The sequence below is a fragment of the Stenotrophomonas sp. Marseille-Q4652 genome (genome assembly GCF_916618915.1).
GTDB lineage: Bacteria > Pseudomonadota > Gammaproteobacteria > Xanthomonadales > Xanthomonadaceae > Stenotrophomonas.
This window is the reverse complement of sequence record NZ_CAKAKE010000001.1, coordinates 1959203-1975097: the sequence shown is the minus strand read 5'-3', so window position 1 is coordinate 1975097 and position 15895 is coordinate 1959203. Positions and strand designations below refer to the sequence as shown.

14 protein-coding genes are annotated in these 15895 nt (G+C 67.6%); 10 read left to right on the top strand and 4 right to left on the bottom strand.

Translation table 11 applies throughout. The features are described from left to right. Positions 1-29: 29 nt before the first annotated feature. From murC to lpxC, 6 genes are all read left to right on the top strand, one after another. Complete coding sequence (murC, locus tag LG380_RS09415) at positions 30-1463, top strand: UDP-N-acetylmuramate--L-alanine ligase (RefSeq protein WP_225764779.1); 1434 nt, start codon at positions 30-32, stop codon at positions 1461-1463. Then, positions 1463-2431, top strand: coding sequence for a D-alanine--D-alanine ligase (locus LG380_RS09410; RefSeq protein WP_225764778.1), 969 nt, complete (start codon positions 1463-1465; stop codon positions 2429-2431). Before murC ends, LG380_RS09410 begins: the two co-directional genes overlap by 1 nt. Then, the gene (locus tag LG380_RS09405; RefSeq protein WP_225764777.1) at positions 2428-3150 is read left to right on the top strand and encodes a cell division protein FtsQ/DivIB; all 723 of its coding nucleotides are present in this window, start codon (positions 2428-2430) and stop codon (positions 3148-3150) included. The genes LG380_RS09410 and LG380_RS09405 overlap by 4 nt, the downstream gene beginning before the upstream one ends. Further along, positions 3147-4382 (top strand): cell division protein FtsA, encoded by a 1236-nt coding sequence (gene ftsA, locus LG380_RS09400; protein ID WP_225764776.1) that lies wholly within the window; start codon positions 3147-3149, stop codon positions 4380-4382. Before LG380_RS09405 ends, ftsA begins: the two co-directional genes overlap by 4 nt. Before the next feature lie 210 nt (positions 4383-4592). Beyond that, positions 4593-5810, top strand: a complete 1218-nt coding sequence (ftsZ, locus tag LG380_RS09395; protein WP_225764775.1) for a cell division protein FtsZ — start codon at positions 4593-4595, stop codon at positions 5808-5810. Between the two features lie 250 nt (positions 5811-6060). Beyond that, entirely contained in the window at positions 6061-6972 is a 912-nt protein-coding gene (gene lpxC / locus LG380_RS09390; protein WP_225764773.1) for a UDP-3-O-acyl-N-acetylglucosamine deacetylase, read from the top strand. 197 nt (positions 6973-7169) lie between these two features. Here lpxC and LG380_RS09385 read toward each other — a convergent pair whose 3' ends face one another. Beyond that, positions 7170-7592: a DciA family protein gene (locus tag LG380_RS09385; RefSeq protein WP_225764772.1), complete on the bottom strand. Its 423-nt coding sequence runs from the start codon at positions 7590-7592 to the stop codon at positions 7170-7172. A 12-nt stretch (positions 7593-7604) separates the two neighbouring features. Between LG380_RS09385 and LG380_RS09380 the strand changes: the two genes are divergently transcribed. From LG380_RS09380 to LG380_RS09370, 3 genes are all read left to right on the top strand, one after another. Further along, positions 7605-8555 carry a M23 family metallopeptidase gene (locus LG380_RS09380; protein ID WP_225764770.1) on the top strand — a complete coding sequence of 317 codons (951 nt, stop codon included), beginning with the start codon at positions 7605-7607 and terminating at the stop codon, positions 8553-8555. Positions 8556-8705: 150 nt separating this feature from the next. Continuing rightward, on the top strand, positions 8706-11435 hold the full coding sequence (gene secA, locus LG380_RS09375; protein ID WP_225764768.1) for a preprotein translocase subunit SecA: 2730 nt from the start codon (positions 8706-8708) through the stop codon (positions 11433-11435). A 115-nt stretch (positions 11436-11550) separates the two neighbouring features. Further along, on the top strand, positions 11551-12489 hold the full coding sequence (locus tag LG380_RS09370) for a Nudix family hydrolase (RefSeq protein WP_225764766.1): 939 nt from the start codon (positions 11551-11553) through the stop codon (positions 12487-12489). A gap of 9 nt (positions 12490-12498) precedes the next feature. On the opposite strand, the gene LG380_RS09365 is transcribed toward LG380_RS09370, so the two are convergent. Both LG380_RS09365 and metF read right to left on the bottom strand, forming a co-directional pair. After that, positions 12499-13086 carry a DUF4124 domain-containing protein gene (locus tag LG380_RS09365; protein WP_225764765.1) on the bottom strand — a complete coding sequence of 196 codons (588 nt, stop codon included), beginning with the start codon at positions 13084-13086 and terminating at the stop codon, positions 12499-12501. 49 nt (positions 13087-13135) lie between these two features. Beyond that, entirely contained in the window at positions 13136-13966 is an 831-nt protein-coding gene (metF, locus tag LG380_RS09360) for a methylenetetrahydrofolate reductase [NAD(P)H] (RefSeq protein ID WP_225764764.1), read from the bottom strand. A 473-nt stretch (positions 13967-14439) separates the two neighbouring features. On the opposite strand from metF, the gene LG380_RS09355 reads away from it, so the two are divergent. Further along, on the top strand, positions 14440-14994 hold the full coding sequence (locus LG380_RS09355) for a DUF3228 family protein (protein WP_225764763.1): 555 nt from the start codon (positions 14440-14442) through the stop codon (positions 14992-14994). A 28-nt stretch (positions 14995-15022) separates the two neighbouring features. Here LG380_RS09355 and LG380_RS09350 read toward each other — a convergent pair whose 3' ends face one another. Beyond that, positions 15023-15637, bottom strand: coding sequence for a hypothetical protein (locus tag LG380_RS09350; RefSeq protein WP_225764762.1), 615 nt, complete (start codon positions 15635-15637; stop codon positions 15023-15025). Positions 15638-15895: the final 258 nt, after the last annotated feature.

The following is a 15895-nucleotide window of genomic DNA, read 5'->3' as shown; positions in this document are numbered from 1 at the left end:
GTCCGCGCCCAGCACCAGCGGGGTTGCGCATGATCCGTCGCCTGCACGACACCACCGACCTGGTGCGCGCCTTCCCGCGCGTGCATTTCGTCGGCATCGGCGGCACCGGCATGAGCGGCATCGCCGAGGTCATGCTGACCCTGGGTTATGAAGTCTCCGGCTCGGACAACGCCGACAACGCCGCCACCCGCCGCCTGGCCGGGCTGGGCGCGCGGGTGATGCGCGGGCATTCGGCTGCCAACGTGCTCGGCACCGACTGCGTGGTCGTTTCCAGCGCCATCCGCGAGGACAACCCCGAACTGATGGAAGCGCGCAGCCAACGCATCCCGATCATGCCGCGCGCGGCGATGCTGGCCGAGCTGATGCGCTTCCGCCGCGGCATCGCCGTGGCCGGTACCCACGGCAAGACCACCACCACCTCGCTGACTGCCGCGGTGCTCAGCGAAGGCGGGCTGGACCCGACCTTCGTCATCGGTGGCCAGCTGCTGGCCGCCGGCGCCAACGCCAAGCTTGGCGGTGGCCAGTGGCTGGTGGCCGAGGCCGACGAGAGCGACGGCAGCTTCCTGCGCCTGAACCCGCTGATGTCGGTGATCACCAACATCGACGCCGATCACCTGGAAAACTACGGCAACGACTTCGCCCGCGTGCAGGCCGCCTTTGCCGAATTCCTGCAGCGCCTGCCGTTCTACGGTCTGGCGGTGCTGTGCATCGATGATCCGGAAGTGGCCGCGCTGGCGGCGAAGACCCCGCGCCACGTGATGAGCTATGGCCTGAGCGCCAATGCCGACGTGCGCGCCGAGGACGTGGTGCAGGACGGTCCGCGCATGCGTTTCACCCTGCGCCTGCCCGAAGGCACCAGCCTCCCGGTGACCCTGGCGCTGCCGGGCAGGCACAACGTGCTCAATGCGCTGGCCGCCGCCGCGGTGGGCTGGCAGCTGGGCGTGGCCCCGGAGGCCATCGCCCGCGCGCTGGAAAGCTTTGCCGGCATCGGCCGTCGCTTCAACGATCTGGGCGAGGTCACCACCAGCAGTGGCGCGCGCGTGCGCGTGGTCGATGACTACGGCCATCATCCGCGCGAACTGGAAGCGGTGTTCGCCGCCGCCCGTGGCGGCTGGCCGGACAAGCGCCTGGTGGTGGCCTTCCAGCCGCACCGCTACAGCCGCACCCGCGACCAGTTCGACGCGTTTGCCGCGGTGCTCAGCAGCGTCGATGCGCTGGTGCTCAGCGAGGTCTATCCGGCCGGCGAGGCGCCGATCCCGGGCGCCGATGCGCGTTCGCTGGCCCGTGCCATCCGCGCCCGTGGCCGCAGCGAGCCGGTGGTCGTCGGCCAGGCCGACGAACTGGCCAGCGTGCTGCCGGACGTCCTGCAGGACGGCGACCTGCTGCTGATGATGGGGGCGGGTGACATCGGCTACGTCGCCCAGCAGCTCGCACGCGAAGGCTTCAAGGAGGCCTCGGCCTGATGAGCCAGCCCGTGTTCCCGCCGCTGCGTTGCACCGATCCGGCCGTGTTCGGCCGCGTCGCCGTGCTGCTGGGCGGGACCTCCAGCGAACGCGAGGTCTCGCTTGATTCCGGCCGCAATGTGCTGGAAGCGCTGCGTGCGCGTGGCGTGGATGCGGTGGCGGTGGACGGCATCCCGGCGCTGGCAAGGGCGCTGGCCGAAGGCGGCATCGATCGCGTGTTCAACATCCTGCACGGCCACAACGGTGGTGGCGAGGATGGCGTGGTGCAGGGCCTGCTCGAGGCCTTCGGCGTTCCGTACACCGGTTCGGACGTGCTTGGTTCGGCGCTGAGCATGGACAAGATCCGCACCAAGCAGGTGTGGCAGTCGCTGGGCCTGCCGACCCCGCGCTTCGTCGCGCTGCACAGCCAGGACGAAGTGCACGCCGCGGCCGACGGACTCGGCCTGCCGGTGGTGGTCAAGCCGGCCAACGAAGGTTCCAGCGTCGGCATCAGCCGCGTCACCGACGCTTCCGGGCTGGCCGACGCGGTCGCCCTGGCTGCGCGCTATGACGGCCAGCTGCTGATGGAGCAGATGGTGGTCGGCGACGAACTGACCGTCGGCATCCTCGGCGAGGTGGCGCTGCCGTCGATCCGGATCGTGCCCAAGGGCCAGTGGTACGACTACAACGCCAAGTACATCGCCGAGGACACCCAGTACCTGTGCCCGGGCCTGGAAGGCGGGGCCGAGGAAGAGCTCCGCGCGCTGGCGCTGGCCGCGTTCCGCGCCGCCGGCTGCCGCGGCTGGGGCCGGGTGGACGTGATGCGTGACCGTGACAGCGGTCGCTTCTTCCTGCTCGAGGTCAACACCGCCCCGGGCATGACCAGCCACTCGCTGGTGCCCAAGGCCGCCGGCCAGGCCGGTATCGGCTTCGAGGAACTGGTCTGGCGCGTGCTCGAGCAGACGCTGGACATGGAGGGCGCGCGATGAACGCCCTGCTGCGCCTGTGCGCCTGGTTGCTGGCCATCGGGCTGGTCGCGCTGCCGGTCGTGGCCGTGCTCAACGGCTGGGTCGGCGCCGAGCGCTGGCCGCTGTCGAGGCTGCGGGTCAACGGCGAGTTCAAGCGCGTGCCGGCCGAGCAACTGCGCGAGGCGGTGCTGCCGTACGCGCAGTCCGGCTTCTTCGCGGTCAAGCTGCAGGACGCGCAGGACGCGGTCGAGCGCCTGCCGTGGGTGCAGGCCGCCAAGGTCAGCAAGCACTGGCCGGACGTGCTGCAGATCGATGTGGTCGAGCACAAGCCCTTCGCCCGCTGGGGCGAGGACCGGCTGTTGTCCGAGCAGGGCGAGCTGTTTGCCGTGCCGCGTGGGCTGGAAGACGTGCCGCTGCCCGAGCTCGATGGCCCGGATACCCAGACCGCCGAAGTGGTTGCCCTCTACAACGAATCGCGCGCGCTGTTCGCTCCGGTGGGCATGGATGTGCAGCGCCTGGCCATGGATCCGCGCGGCAGCTGGTCGCTGGCGCTGGACAACGGCATCGAGGTGGTGATCGGCCGCACCGACGCCCGCTCGCGGCTGCAGCGCTTCGTGCGCGTGCTGCCGCAGCTGGCCAACCAGGACATGCCGATCGAACGCGCCGACCTCCGCTACACCAATGGTTTCACGCTCAGCTGGGGCAAGCCGGCACCGAAGCAGACGCAGGACAGGACATGAATCGAAAGGGTGACAAATCGCTGATCGTCGGCCTCGACATCGGCACCTCCAAGGTGGTGGCGTTGGTGGGTGAATACTCGCCGGGCAACCCCATCGAGGTGATCGGCATCGGCTCGCACGAATCGCGCGGACTGAAGAAGGGCGTCGTGGTCGACATCGAGTCGACCGTGCAGTCCATCCAGCGCGCGGTCGAGGAAGCCGAGCTGATGGCCGGCTGCGAGATCCGTTCGGTCTACGCCTCGATCTCCGGCAACCACGTGCAGTGCCGCAATTCGCAGGGCATCCAGCCGATCCGCGATGGCGAGGTCACCTGGAACGACCTGGACCGCGTGCTGGACGCTGCCAAGGCCGTGGCCATCCCGGCCGACCAGAAGATCCTGCATGCGATCCCGCGCGAGTACGTGCTGGACGACTCGCAGGAAGGCATCCGCAACCCGGTCGGCATGACCGGCGTGCGCCTGGAGGTACACGCGCACCTGGTGACCTGCGCGCAGTCGGCCGCGGCCAACATCAGCAAGTGCGTGCAGCGCTGCGGCCTTCAGGTCGACGACCTGGTGCTGTCCTCGCTGGCGTCGAGCGTGGCGGTGCTGACCGCCGACGAGCGCGAGCTGGGCGTGGTACTGGTGGACATGGGCGCCGGCACCACCGACGTGGCGGTGTTCGTGCAGGGCGCGATCTGCCACACCGCCTCGCTGCCGATCGCTGGCGACCACGTGACCAACGACATCGCGCACATGCTGCGCACGCCAACCCCGGAAGCCGAGCAGATCAAGGTGCGCTACGCCTGCGCGCTGGCGCAGCTGGCCACCGCCGAGGAAAGCATCCAGGTACCCAGCGTCGGCGATCGTCCGCCGCGCCGCATGCCGCGCCATTCGCTGGCGCAGGCAGTGCAGGGCCGCTACGAGGAAATCTTCGAGATGGTCCAGGCCGAGCTGCGTCGCTCCGGCTTCGAGGAACTGGTGCGCGCCGGCATGGTGCTCACCGGTGGCGCCTCGAAGATGGAAGGCGTGGTCGAGCTGGCCGAGGAAATGCTGCAGATGCCGGTTCGCGTGGGCATCCCGCAGCACGTCACCGGCCTGGGCGAAGTGGTTGGCAACCCGGTGCACGCCACCGGCGTGGGCCTGCTGCTGATGGGCAGCCAGATCGAACATCCGCGCCGGCCGTCGTTGCCGATGGGCCGGGCGGGCACGATTTTCAAGAAGGTGAAGACCTGGTTCCGCGGCGAGTTCTGAGCCGCGGTGCATGGGGAGCAGGAGCAGGGCAACAGCAACAACAGGCAGTCAGGACAGCAAGCGCGGTACCCGCAGTACGCAGCAACCACCGCCCGGGGCATGAACCCCTGGCGGAACACCAACAACAACTCGCCGGTACGGGCGGACGGGACGGAGAAGGGATCTTCCCGAACGTTGCAGCCACATCACGGCATTGAAGAGGACATGGACATGGCGCACTTTGAACTGATCGAAAAGATGGCACCCAACGCGGTGATCAAGGTTGTGGGCGTGGGCGGCGGCGGCGGCAACGCCGTGGCGCACATGGTCAACACCAGCGTGGACGGCGTGGAATTCATCACTGCCAATACCGACTCGCAGGCCATCAAGAATTGTGGCGCCAAGCTGCAGCTGCAGCTGGGCACCAATGTCACCAAGGGCCTGGGCGCAGGCGCCAACCCGGAAGTCGGCCGCCAGGCCGCGCTGGAAGACCGCGAACGCATCATGGACGCGCTGCAGGGTGCGGACATGGTGTTCATCACCGCCGGCATGGGCGGTGGCACCGGCACTGGCGCTGCCCCGGTCGTGGCCCAGCTGGCCAAGGAAATGGGCATCCTGACCGTGGCCGTGGTGACCAAGCCGTTCCCGTTCGAGGGCCGTCGCCGCATGCAGGTCGCGCTCAAGGGCATCGAGGAACTGAGCCAGCACGTCGACTCGCTGATCACCATTCCCAACGAGAAGCTGATCACCGTGCTCGGCCGCAACGCCACCATGGTGCAGGCCTTCCGTGCCGCCAACGACGTGCTGCAGGGTGCGGTGCAGGGCATCGCCGACCTGATCGTGCGTCCGGGCCTGATCAACGTCGACTTTGCCGACGTGCGCACCGTCATGTCCGAAATGGGCCTGGCGATGATGGGCACCGGCACCGCCCGTGGCGATGACCGCGCCCAGGCCGCCGCCGAGGCCGCCATCCAGAACCCGCTGCTGGACGACGTGAACCTGGCCGGTGCCAACGGCATCCTGGTCAACATCACCGCCGGCGCCGACTTCACCATGGCCGAGTTCGACGAGATCGGCCGCACCATCGATGGCTTCGCCTCGGAAGACGCCACCGTCGTGGTCGGCACCGTGCTCGACCCGGACATGCAGGACGAAGTGCGCGTGACCGTGGTGGCCACCGGCCTGAACCGCGCCGCCGCCAAGACCGCGCAGCGTCCGGGCGAGCGTGCCCCGATCAAGCTGGTGCGCAACGCCACCACCGGCCAGGCCGAGTTCGGCGACTACGACAACGGCGCCGACGCCGTGTCCAAGGCCGTGGGCAACATGGGCATGGGCCTGCGTCGTCCCAGCGCCGACACCGCTGCTGCTTCGACCCCGGCCCCGGCGGCTGCCGAACTGCCGAGCGATTACCTGGACATCCCGGCGTTCCTGCGCCGCCAGGCTGACTGACCGCTGGCACCCTGGCGGTCCGGGGCAACGCTCCGGCCGCGGAGGTACCGACGGATGAGGTAACGCCAGGGTTGTCCTCCCTGGTGGCAACACCATGTCCCTTGCTGCCGGGCCAGGATCGGCCCGGCGGCATTTTCCCGCTGCAGGCGCACGCTGCGTTGCCGTTCCGTACAGCCGGGGCGCATGCAGGTGCGTGTTATTCTTGTTTGTCGCCGGTTTGCGCCGGTGCCATCCCCAACGATCGCCTCCGATGATCCAGCAACGCACCCTCAAGAACACGATCCGCGCCACCGGCGTTGGCCTGCACAGTGGCGACAAGGTCTACATGACCCTGCGTCCGGCACCGGTCAACCAGGGCATCGTGTTCCGCCGCGTCGACCTGGACCCGGTGGTGGAAGTGCCGGCCAGGGCCGAGCTGGTCACCGAGGTCACCCTGTGCACCGGGCTGACCTGCGACAACGCCAAGATCCAGACCGTCGAGCACCTGATGTCCGCGCTGGCCGGGCTGGGCGTGGACAACTGCATCGTGGAACTGTCCTCGGCCGAACTGCCGATCATGGACGGTTCCTCGGGTCCGTTCGTGTTCCTGCTGCAGTCGGCGGGCATCGTCGAGCAGGACGCGCCCAAGCGTTTCATCCGCATCCTCAGGACGGTCGAGGTGACCGACGGCGACAAGGTCGCCCGCTTCACCCCGTACGAGGGCTACAAGCTGGGCTTCACCATCCAGTTCGACCACCCGATGATCCCGGCACGCCAGTCGCGCGCGGAGATCGAGTTCTCGACCGCGGCCTATACCAAGGAAATCTCCCGCGCACGCACCTTCGGCTTCATGCGCGACCTGGAGTACATGCGCGAGCGCAACCTGGGCCTGGGCGGTTCGATGGACAACGCCATCGTGCTGGACGAGTTCCGCGTGCTCAACGACGACGGCCTGCGTTACGCCGACGAGTTCGTGCGCCACAAGATCCTGGACGCCATCGGCGACCTCTATCTGGCCGGCGGCCAAGTGCTGGGTGCGTATGAAGGCTTCAAGTCCGGGCACGCCCTCAACAACAAGCTCGTGCGGGCCCTGCTGGCCGACGAAACGGCCTGGGAATGGGCGACCTACGAGTCTCCGGCGGGTCCGGATCCGGTTATTTACGGCGCTCCGGCGCACGCCTGACCACCCCGTTTCCTAACGGGTCGCGCGTCACGAAACCGTGAACGCAGCCGGGCGTGAAGCCTGAACTCCACGCCAATTTAACGAAACCCTAACTATTGCCCGGGACGTGGCGGCTAGGATTCTGGCCGGACTTCTGGTGTTTGTGCGTATGCGCGGTGCCAGGAGCGGGACCAGGAACCGGTCCCCCGGCCCCGGGGTCAGACATCCTCGAGGCAGGCCAGGGCGTCACGCAGGCCTTTGTGCGTGGCTGCCGATACTGCTTTCGTTCTGCGCTGTTCGTCCTGCGCTGGGGAGTGCAGGGGCGCAGATGCAGTCTTGATGGTCACCTTGGTGACCTTCAGCCCGATGGAGCGGGCCGCGTCGAGCAAGCCGTGTTCGGCCAGCCTCAGTCTGGCGTGCCAGACCGGCGATTCGACGAGGAAAACGAGGTGTTCGCCATCCACATTGGCCAGCCGGCAACGACCGGCCAGCGCGGACGGTAGATGGGGGCGTAGCTGCCGATCCAACGCATCGAGCCACAGCGCACGACGCAGCGGGTTGCCAGCCTTGTCCGCCATGACGGCTTCCAGCGCCTGCTTTGGCGCGGAAGGCGAACGAACACTGGATTTCGGCTCAGACATAAGAACTTATCGATGACATTGAGAAAGATCGTAATCAAAACCCGTGAAGGGCAGGCAAAGACGCCGGTTGCGCGTGTACGCCGCTTCTTCGAGGACCGTCCGCAGGCGCTGCTCGGCGCCATGCTGGGGCTGGGGTGCCTGATGGGGTTCGGCGCCAGTGCAGCGGTAGGCATGGTGGGTGATTCGGCCCTCCACGCCAAGGTCGAACAACAGGAACTTGATTTGCAGAAAGTGCGCCAGCAGGCGCAGACCGAGGTCAACGCCCTGGCTGCGCGGCTGGGCGAACTGCAGGCCCAGGCCACCCGCCTCAATGCGCTGGGTGAGCGCCTGACGCAGATGGGCCAGCTGGAAGACGGCGAGTTCGACTTCAACGAGACCCCCGGCCTCGGTGAAGGCGCCAGCGGCCCGACCCAGGACATCCCGGTCGGCGAGGTCAACAGCGAATTACAGATGCTGGAGCAGCGCTTTGCTGCTTCCGGTCGCCAGCTGTCGGTGATGGAGTCGCTGCTGTTCGACCACAAGCTGGAGCAGAACGCCGTGCCCTCGCGCATGCCGATCCGCAACAGCTACGTCACCTCCGGCTTCGGTACCCGCACCGACCCGTTCGGCCGCGGCCGCGGCAACCACAAGGGCATGGACTTCCATGCCAAGGTCGGCGACCCGGTGATGTCGGTGGCCGATGGCGTGGTCAGCTACTCCGGGGTCAAGGGCGGTTACGGCAACGTGGTCGAGGTCGACCACGGCAATGGCTACCGGACCCTGTACGCGCACAATTCGCGCCTGACCGTGAAGGTCGGCGACCTGGTGCGTGCCGGGCAGGAAGTGGCCAAGGCCGGTTCGACCGGTCGCTCCACCGGCGCGCACGTGCACTTCGAGGTGTTCCAGAACGGGCAGGTGGTCAACCCGCGCAAGTTCCTGGGCAATGGCAGCAAGGCCCCGGTGGGCCGCAGCGGACGCGCCTGATCCGATCGGGCGCTTGAATCGCCAGATACGCGCCCCAAGCTACAATGGGCGTTGCCAACGACAGGGCGCATTGCGCCCTGTTTCATTTGCGGCGACTGGTTCCCGGAGACGGGCCGGGCGCGCGGCATTCAATTCCAACCGGTTCCTTCAATGATCAACAGCCTGCTTACCCGCGTCTTCGGCAGTAGCAACGACCGCCAGCTGCGCCAGCTCAACCGCATCGTCGCCAGGATCAACGCCCTGGAGCCGGACATCGAGAAGCTCTCTGACGACGAGCTGAAGGCAAGGACCCCGGAGTTCCGCAAGCGCATCGCCGACGGCGAGACCCTGGACAAGATCCTGCCCGAAGCATTCGCGGTGTGCCGCGAGGCGTCCAGGCGCGTGCTGGGCATGCGCCACTATGACGTGCAGCTGATCGGCGGCATGGTGCTGCACCTGGGCAAGATCGCCGAGATGCGCACCGGTGAAGGCAAGACCCTGGTGGCGACCCTGCCGGTGTACCTCAACGCGCTGGAAGGCAAGGGCGTGCACGTGGTCACCGTCAACGACTACCTGGCCCGCCGCGACGCCGCGCAGATGGGCAAGCTGTACAACTGGCTGGGCCTGAGCGTGGGCGTGGTCTACCCGGGCATGCCGCACGGCGACAAGCGCGAGGCCTACAACGCCGACATCACCTACGGCACCAACAACGAGTTCGGCTTCGACTACCTGCGCGACAACATGGCGCTGAGCAAGGCCGACCGCCACCAGCGTGGCCTGCATTACGCGATCGTCGACGAGGTCGACTCGATCCTGATCGACGAGGCCCGCACGCCGCTGATCATTTCCGGCCCGGCCGATGATTCCCCGGAGCTGTACATCCGCGTCAACCGCGTGGTCCCGCGCCTGGTCCGCCAGGAGACCGAGGACGGCGAGGGTGACTTCTGGGTCGACGAGAAGGGCAAGCAGGTGCACCTGTCCGAGGCGGGCATGGAGCACGCCGAGGAGCTGCTGGTCGAGGCCGGCATCCTGTCCGGCGAGACCGGTGGCCTGTACGCGGCGCAGAACCTGACCGTGGTCCATCACCTCAATGCCGCGCTGCGTGCGCACGCGCTGTACCAGCGCGACGTGGACTACATCGTCCGCGACGGCGAGGTGGTGATCGTGGATGAATTCACCGGCCGTACCCTGGCCGGCCGCCGCTGGTCCGACGGCCTGCACCAGGCGGTGGAGGCCAAGGAGGGCGTGCCGGTCCAGCGCGAGAACCAGACGCTGGCCAGCATCACCTTCCAGAACCTGTTCCGCATGTACAAGAAGCTGTCCGGCATGACCGGTACGGCGGATACCGAAGCGTTCGAGTTCCAGAGCATCTACGGCCTGGAAGTGGTGGTTATCCCGACCAACAAGCCAACCATCCGCAAGGACTGGCCGGACCAGGTGTTCCTCAACCGCGCCGGCAAGTTCAACGCGGTGCTGGCCGACATCCAGGAGTGCAACAAGCGCGGCCAGCCGGTGCTGGTTGGCACGACCTCGATCGAGACCTCGGAGATGCTGTCCGAGCACCTGCGCAAGGCCGGTGTCGCCCACGAGGTGCTCAACGCCAAGCAGCATGACCGCGAGGCCCAGATCGTCGCCAACGCCGGCATGCCGGGCGCGGTGACCATCGCCACCAACATGGCCGGCCGCGGTACCGACATCGTGCTCGGCGGCTCGCTGGAGGCCGAGCTGGCCGCACTGGGCGAGGACGCCAGCGAGGACCAGCGCTTCAAGGTGCGCACCGAATGGCAGCGTCGCCACGAGGCGGTCAAGGAGGCCGGTGGCCTGCACATCATCGGTACCGAGCGCCACGAGAGCCGCCGTATCGACAACCAGCTGCGTGGCCGTTCCGGCCGCCAGGGTGATCCGGGTTCGTCCCGCTTCTACCTGTCGCTGGAAGACAACCTGATGCGCATCTTCGCCTCCGACTGGGTGCAGAAGGCGATGCGCATGATGGGCATGAAGGAAGACGATGTCGTCGAGGACCGCCTGGTCAGCCGCCAGATCGAGAAGGCGCAGCGCAAGGTCGAGGCCCACAACTTCGACATCCGCAAGAACCTGCTGGACTTCGACGACGTCAACAACGACCAGCGCAAGGTGATCTACGCCCAGCGCGACGAGCTGCTGGAAGCCGAGTCGGTCAAGGAGAATGTCGACGGCATCCGCGCCGACGTGATCTACGACGTGGTCGCCCGCTTCGTGCCACCGAACTCGATCGATGACCAGTGGGACCTGCCGGGCCTGGAAGCCACGCTGGCCTCCGAGTTCGGCGTGGACATGGCGGTGACCGAGCTGGTCAAGCAGCACGAGGAACTGGACGCCGAGGGCATCGCCGAGAAGGTCGTCGCCCGCGTCGACGAGCACTTCGCGCAGAAGGAAGCCGGGGTCGGCGAGGAGACCATGCGTGCGCTGGAGAAGCACGTGATGCTGACCGTGCTCGACCAGAGCTGGAAGGAACACCTGGCACGCATGGATTACCTGCGCCAGGGCATCTACCTGCGCGGCTACGCTCAGAAGCAGCCCAAGCAGGAGTACAAGAAGGAAGCCTTCCAGCTGTTCTCCGAGATGCTGGAGCACGTCAAGCGCGAAGTGGTGACCCTGCTGTCGCGCGTGCGCATCCGCAGCGAGGAGGAAGTGGCCGCGCTGGAAGCCGCCGAACGCCAGCAGGCCGAGGCACGCCTGCGCATGTCGCAGTTCCAGCACCAGGACACCGGCGGTTACAGCGCCGACGAGGAAGCCGGGCAGGTGGAGGCTGCGCGCGCCGCCCAGGCCGCCGCCAGCGAGGGCCCGAAGGTCGGACGCAACGACCCGTGCCCCTGCGGCAGCGGCAAGAAGTACAAGCACTGCCACGGCCAGCTGACCTGAGCCCCGAAGCCCCGCGAAAGCGGGGCTTCGTCGTTGCGGGGCGCGCCTCGGCGTGTGCGTTTCCGGCGTGCCGTGTCGTTGCGCAGGCGCACGGGTTTTCGGCATGCTGCGGTGCATGACCGCTTCCCTCCGCTCCATCCACGTCGTCGCCGGGGTCATCACCGATGCCCGCGGCCGCCTCCTTCTCAACCGCCGTGCCGGCGACCGTGACATGGTCGGCCTGTGGGAATTTCCCGGCGGCAAGCGCGAGCCGGGTGAGACCTCCGAACAGGCGCTGGTGCGCGAGCTGCGCGAGGAGCTGGGGATCGAGGCCGAGGTCGGCGAATGGCTGATGGAAGTGCCGCAGTTGTACCCGGACAAGCGCCTGCGCCTGGAGGTGCGGCGCATCCGTAGCTGGAACGGCAAGGCGCGTGGCCGCGAAGGCCAGGCCATCACCTGGGTGGCCCCGGAGAAACTGCCACGCTATTCGATGCCGCCGGCCGACGTGCCGGTGGTGGCGATGCTGCGCCAGCCCGACCGGTACCTGGTCACGCCCGAGCCGGTTGACGAACAGGCCTGGCTGGACGGGATTGGCCAGTCGCTGGCTGCCGGCGTGTCGCGGATCCAGCTGCGCACACCGGCCCATGCACGCCGCAGCGAGCTGGCCCGCGCCGCCACCGAGCAGTACGCACGCCGTGCCGAGCTGCTGGTCAACCGTGACATCGCGCTGGCCCGCGAACTGGGCGTGGGCGTGCACCTGGGCAGCGAGCAGCTGGCCTCGCTGGAAAAGCGTCCACTGCCGGTGAGCGTCCCGGTGGGCGCGTCCTGCCACGATCTGGCGCAGCTGCAGGCCGCGCAGAAGCTGGGCTGTGACTTCGCCGTGCTTGGCCCGGTGCAGGCCACGGCCAGCCATCCGAGTGCGAAGCCGCTGGGCTGGCAAGGATTCGAGCGCCTGCGCGAGCAGGTGTCGCTGCCGCTGTACGCGATCGGCGGAATGGATGCCGGCCAGGTGGCCGAGGCGCGCCGTCACGGCGCGCAGGGCGTGGCCGCGATCCGCTCGCTGTGGCCGGCCTGAGCGACGCGGCTAGAGGCTGATCCAGAAACAGTTGTACTGTCGGCGCAGGCCGAGCACGGTGCGCGAAGGCGTGCTGCCGTTGGCCATGACCTGCTCCAGCCGCAGCCCGATCGGGCGCCGTCGCGCCGTCGGCGCGGGCACGGTTTCGCCTGCGGGGAAGTGGTCGCCCACTGCCGGCGGCAGTGGATCGGCGACCGGCGCCACCGGTGCAGCCTCGGCATAGACCGGGGCGATGTCGACCAGCGGTCGCTGCACGATCGCCTCGAGCCGGTCGAGGACACGGCTGGCGGCGGCATCGGAGAGGCCATTCCACAGGTAGATGCCGGACAGCTGGTTGACGTCGCGCGCGTCGACCGCCGTGCGGATCTGCCACACCAGGTCACTGAGCCGGCGCGTGCAGCCATCGCGGTACAGACCGGCCGCGCCGGCGGGAGGGGCGCTGGGCAGGCGGTTGACCGCGCCCAGTGCCTCGCAACTACGGTCGCTGTAGACGGTGGCGCCGTCGGCGTCGGTGCAGCGGTGGATGCGCTGCGCAGCCGCCGGAGCGGCGCTGGCAAGCAGCAGGAGGCAGAGGACAGGCCGGAAACGAAGCAGCATCGAACAAGGGTAGCCCGCCTCCGCCGATGCAGGAAGCGGCGATAAGGCTTCAGCGATGTCCCAGGCGTTGCAGCACGGCCGTGGTCGGTCTGGCGAGGTTGAGCGTGTAGAAGTGCAGCGAGGGCGCACCGCCGGCGAGCAGGCGTTCGCACAGGCCGGCGACCACGTCCGCGCCGAAGGACTTCACCGATTCGGCATCATCGCCGTAGGCCTGCATCCTGCGGGCGATCCAGCGCGGGATCTCGGCCCCGCACTGCTCGGAGAAGCGCCGCAGCTGGCTGAAATTGGCGATCGGCATGATCCCGGGAATGATCGGCACCTCCACCCCGAGCTTGCGCACCGCGTCGACGAAGTGGAAGTAGGCGTCGGGGTTGTAGAAGTACTGGGTGATGGCAGCATTGGCGCCGGCATCGATCTTGGCCTTGAAGTGGCGCAGGTCAGCCAGCGCGTCCTCGGCCTGGGGATGGGTCTCGGGATAGGCGCCGACCTCGATGCGGAAGGCATCGCCATGCTCGGCGCGGATGAAGGCGATCAGCTCGGAGGCATAGCGCATCTCGCCGGGGAAACCCATGCCGGAGGGCATGTCGCCGCGAAGGGCGATGATGCGCTTTACCCCGATTGCGCGGTACAGCTTGAGCAGCTCGCGGATCTCCTGCTGGGTGCCGCCGACGCAGGACAGGTGCGGCACCGCCTCCACGCCATGGTGCTGCTTGAGATGACGCACGGTTTCGGAGGTGTAGCTCAGCGTCGAGCCGCCCGCGCCAAAGGTGCACGACACGTATTCCGGGTCATAGGCCTTGAGTCGCGCCGTGGTCCGGTCCAGCTGGGCGCGCTGTTCGTCGGTCTTGGGCGGGTAGAACTCAAAGCTCAGGGCAGTCATACGCGGTGGTGGGGCCGGGGAGGAGTGGTGAATATATCTCTTTATCGCGATGGATGCAGTTCTTGGTTCGCCTGTCGGGATTTGCCGGGCCCGTCTCCACTTGGTGCGCCTGCTGCGACCGTTCGTGGACCGTGTCGACCACCGCTCACGAATTCGCCACGCCGGCGCGGGCCTGGCGTGCACGCTGGAACGGGTGCAGTCCGCGAGCGCCGACAGTGGAGGAACGGGCGGCCGAAGCCCGGTGTTCCCTGGGCGAGGAAGAGCGCTGGCGCTTTCTCCAGATGCCCCATCAGCCGCGTCGTGGTCGATGGCAACTATGCCCAGTTCTGGTTCGACGGAGCAGCTGGCCGACGGCAGCGTGGTTGAGGTCTCGCGCCGGCAGGCGCGCGAGCTGCGCGAGCGACTGGCCCTGTGACCTCCAGCAGGGGATCGGCTAGGCTGGCCGCCCCTGCAATGCCGAAGAGTTGTGTGCCATGCCGATCGTGATGACCGAGTTCGCCCGTCCCCGTCTGTTCCCGCGCACGCCGCGGCCGAACACGATCCAGGACGTGACGGCCGATCAGTTCGTCGCCCACCTCAACGCCAATGCGCCATACAGGGTGCTCGACGGCTATGCGCCGTTCTGCAAGCTCCACGTCTTTGAAAACTGGACCAGTACGCGCTGCCTGACCGTGCCGATCACCGACGACAACCGCCATCTGCTGCGCAGCAGCTATGAAGCACGCAACAAAGCCGAGCTGCCGGTGCTGGTACGTTGGTTCGAGGGCGTAGTGCCGCCGGTGGCCAAGTACCTGGTGGTGATCCTGTACAGCGCCGAGCAGCTGGCCAGGGAAGGTTCACCGATCGACGCCGACTGGGGCGTGGTCGGCTGCATCTACACGATGGAGCCGGAAGAGGTGCCGATGGCGCCGATCACGATGATGCGCAATGCGCTCGGCGTGGAGGAGGGCGGCTCGGGTGTTGCGATCGACCGCGACGCGTACCTGCGCGCAGTCGAGTTCTGGGAGCACAACGCCAATTGGCGTTGAACCTACCCTCCGAAAAGCCGGCCGCTACTCAGACCGACCACTGGTGCTGCAGGAAATAGCAGCCTTCGTGGCGGCGGATGTCGAAGTCGGCGACCTTCTGCGTGCCTGCCTCCTGCAGGACCACCTGCAGGGTACCGGCGCTGGCCAGCTGCGTGCCTGCGCCGAAGAATTCAGCGTCGATCAACGACAGCCCACCCAGCCGCTCCAGCCGCGTCATCATCTGCATCGCCTGGCCATGTGACATGCCTACCCAGTCGAAGCTTTCGGCGATGCGGTTGACGTCACCTTCGGCCATCGAGGCACCCAGGTCCGCGGCAAGCTGCTGCGGAGTGGTCGCGCAACCCAGCCCCTTGGGACGCGACGAGAACGCATGCGGGGTGGCCAGCAGGCCTTCCGGGGGCAGGTAGCCGGTCAGTTCCGCCTCGCGCAGATGTTCGCGGCGGATGCGGTTCTGGACATCGGCCGCCATTGCGACGTGGCGCCCCCCCATGCTGGCGCAAGAGACATTGGTGTAGGCGACGCTTCCATCCGGCATCTTGTAGCGGTCAACACCGGTCGAGGCTTCGGCAGTGCCCTGGGGGGAAACCAGGCTGGCGGCAGAGAGGGTGGCACAGGCGAGGGCGGAGAGGATGAGCGGACGCATGACGGTGATTCCTGGCATGCCTTGAGTGGCACGCGACGATGTTCGAAGCGCCACCGTCGACGTCGCGTCCGAAATCCGGGAATCCCAACTGAATCCATCAATCCGCTGCCGTGGCATTCAGTGCGGGTTTCCGTGCTGGCATGGAAGTGTTCAGTCCGATCAGCAAGCGTAGAAACCCTGTCCCCATGGTGTCGATGGCGCGTGTCTGAAATGTTCGGTGCGCCACGATGACGCAGCTCGTCGTCTACATGTGACGGC

What these genes read in the sequence shown, in the direction of transcription:
- LG380_RS09355 (WP_225764763.1), top strand. Translation starts at nt 14,440, where the DNA reads ATGCCGATCGTGATGACCGAGTTCGCCCGTCCCCGTCTGTTCCCGCGC.
- ftsZ (WP_225764775.1), top strand. Translation starts at nt 4,593, where the DNA reads ATGGCGCACTTTGAACTGATCGAAAAGATGGCACCCAACGCGGTGATC.
- LG380_RS09350 (WP_225764762.1), bottom strand. Translation starts at nt 15,637, where the DNA reads ATGCGTCCGCTCATCCTCTCCGCCCTCGCCTGTGCCACCCTCTCTGCC.
- ftsA (WP_225764776.1), top strand. Translation starts at nt 3,147, where the DNA reads ATGAATCGAAAGGGTGACAAATCGCTGATCGTCGGCCTCGACATCGGC.
- LG380_RS09365 (WP_225764765.1), bottom strand. Translation starts at nt 13,086, where the DNA reads ATGCTGCTTCGTTTCCGGCCTGTCCTCTGCCTCCTGCTGCTTGCCAGC.
- murC (WP_225764779.1), top strand. Translation starts at nt 30, where the DNA reads ATGATCCGTCGCCTGCACGACACCACCGACCTGGTGCGCGCCTTCCCG.
- LG380_RS09380 (WP_225764770.1), top strand. Translation starts at nt 7,605, where the DNA reads ATGACATTGAGAAAGATCGTAATCAAAACCCGTGAAGGGCAGGCAAAG.
- LG380_RS09410 (WP_225764778.1), top strand. Translation starts at nt 1,463, where the DNA reads ATGAGCCAGCCCGTGTTCCCGCCGCTGCGTTGCACCGATCCGGCCGTG.
- LG380_RS09385 (WP_225764772.1), bottom strand. Translation starts at nt 7,592, where the DNA reads ATGTCTGAGCCGAAATCCAGTGTTCGTTCGCCTTCCGCGCCAAAGCAG.
- lpxC (WP_225764773.1), top strand. Translation starts at nt 6,061, where the DNA reads ATGATCCAGCAACGCACCCTCAAGAACACGATCCGCGCCACCGGCGTT.
- secA (WP_225764768.1), top strand. Translation starts at nt 8,706, where the DNA reads ATGATCAACAGCCTGCTTACCCGCGTCTTCGGCAGTAGCAACGACCGC.
- LG380_RS09370 (WP_225764766.1), top strand. Translation starts at nt 11,551, where the DNA reads ATGACCGCTTCCCTCCGCTCCATCCACGTCGTCGCCGGGGTCATCACC.
- LG380_RS09405 (WP_225764777.1), top strand. Translation starts at nt 2,428, where the DNA reads ATGAACGCCCTGCTGCGCCTGTGCGCCTGGTTGCTGGCCATCGGGCTG.
- metF (WP_225764764.1), bottom strand. Translation starts at nt 13,966, where the DNA reads ATGACTGCCCTGAGCTTTGAGTTCTACCCGCCCAAGACCGACGAACAG.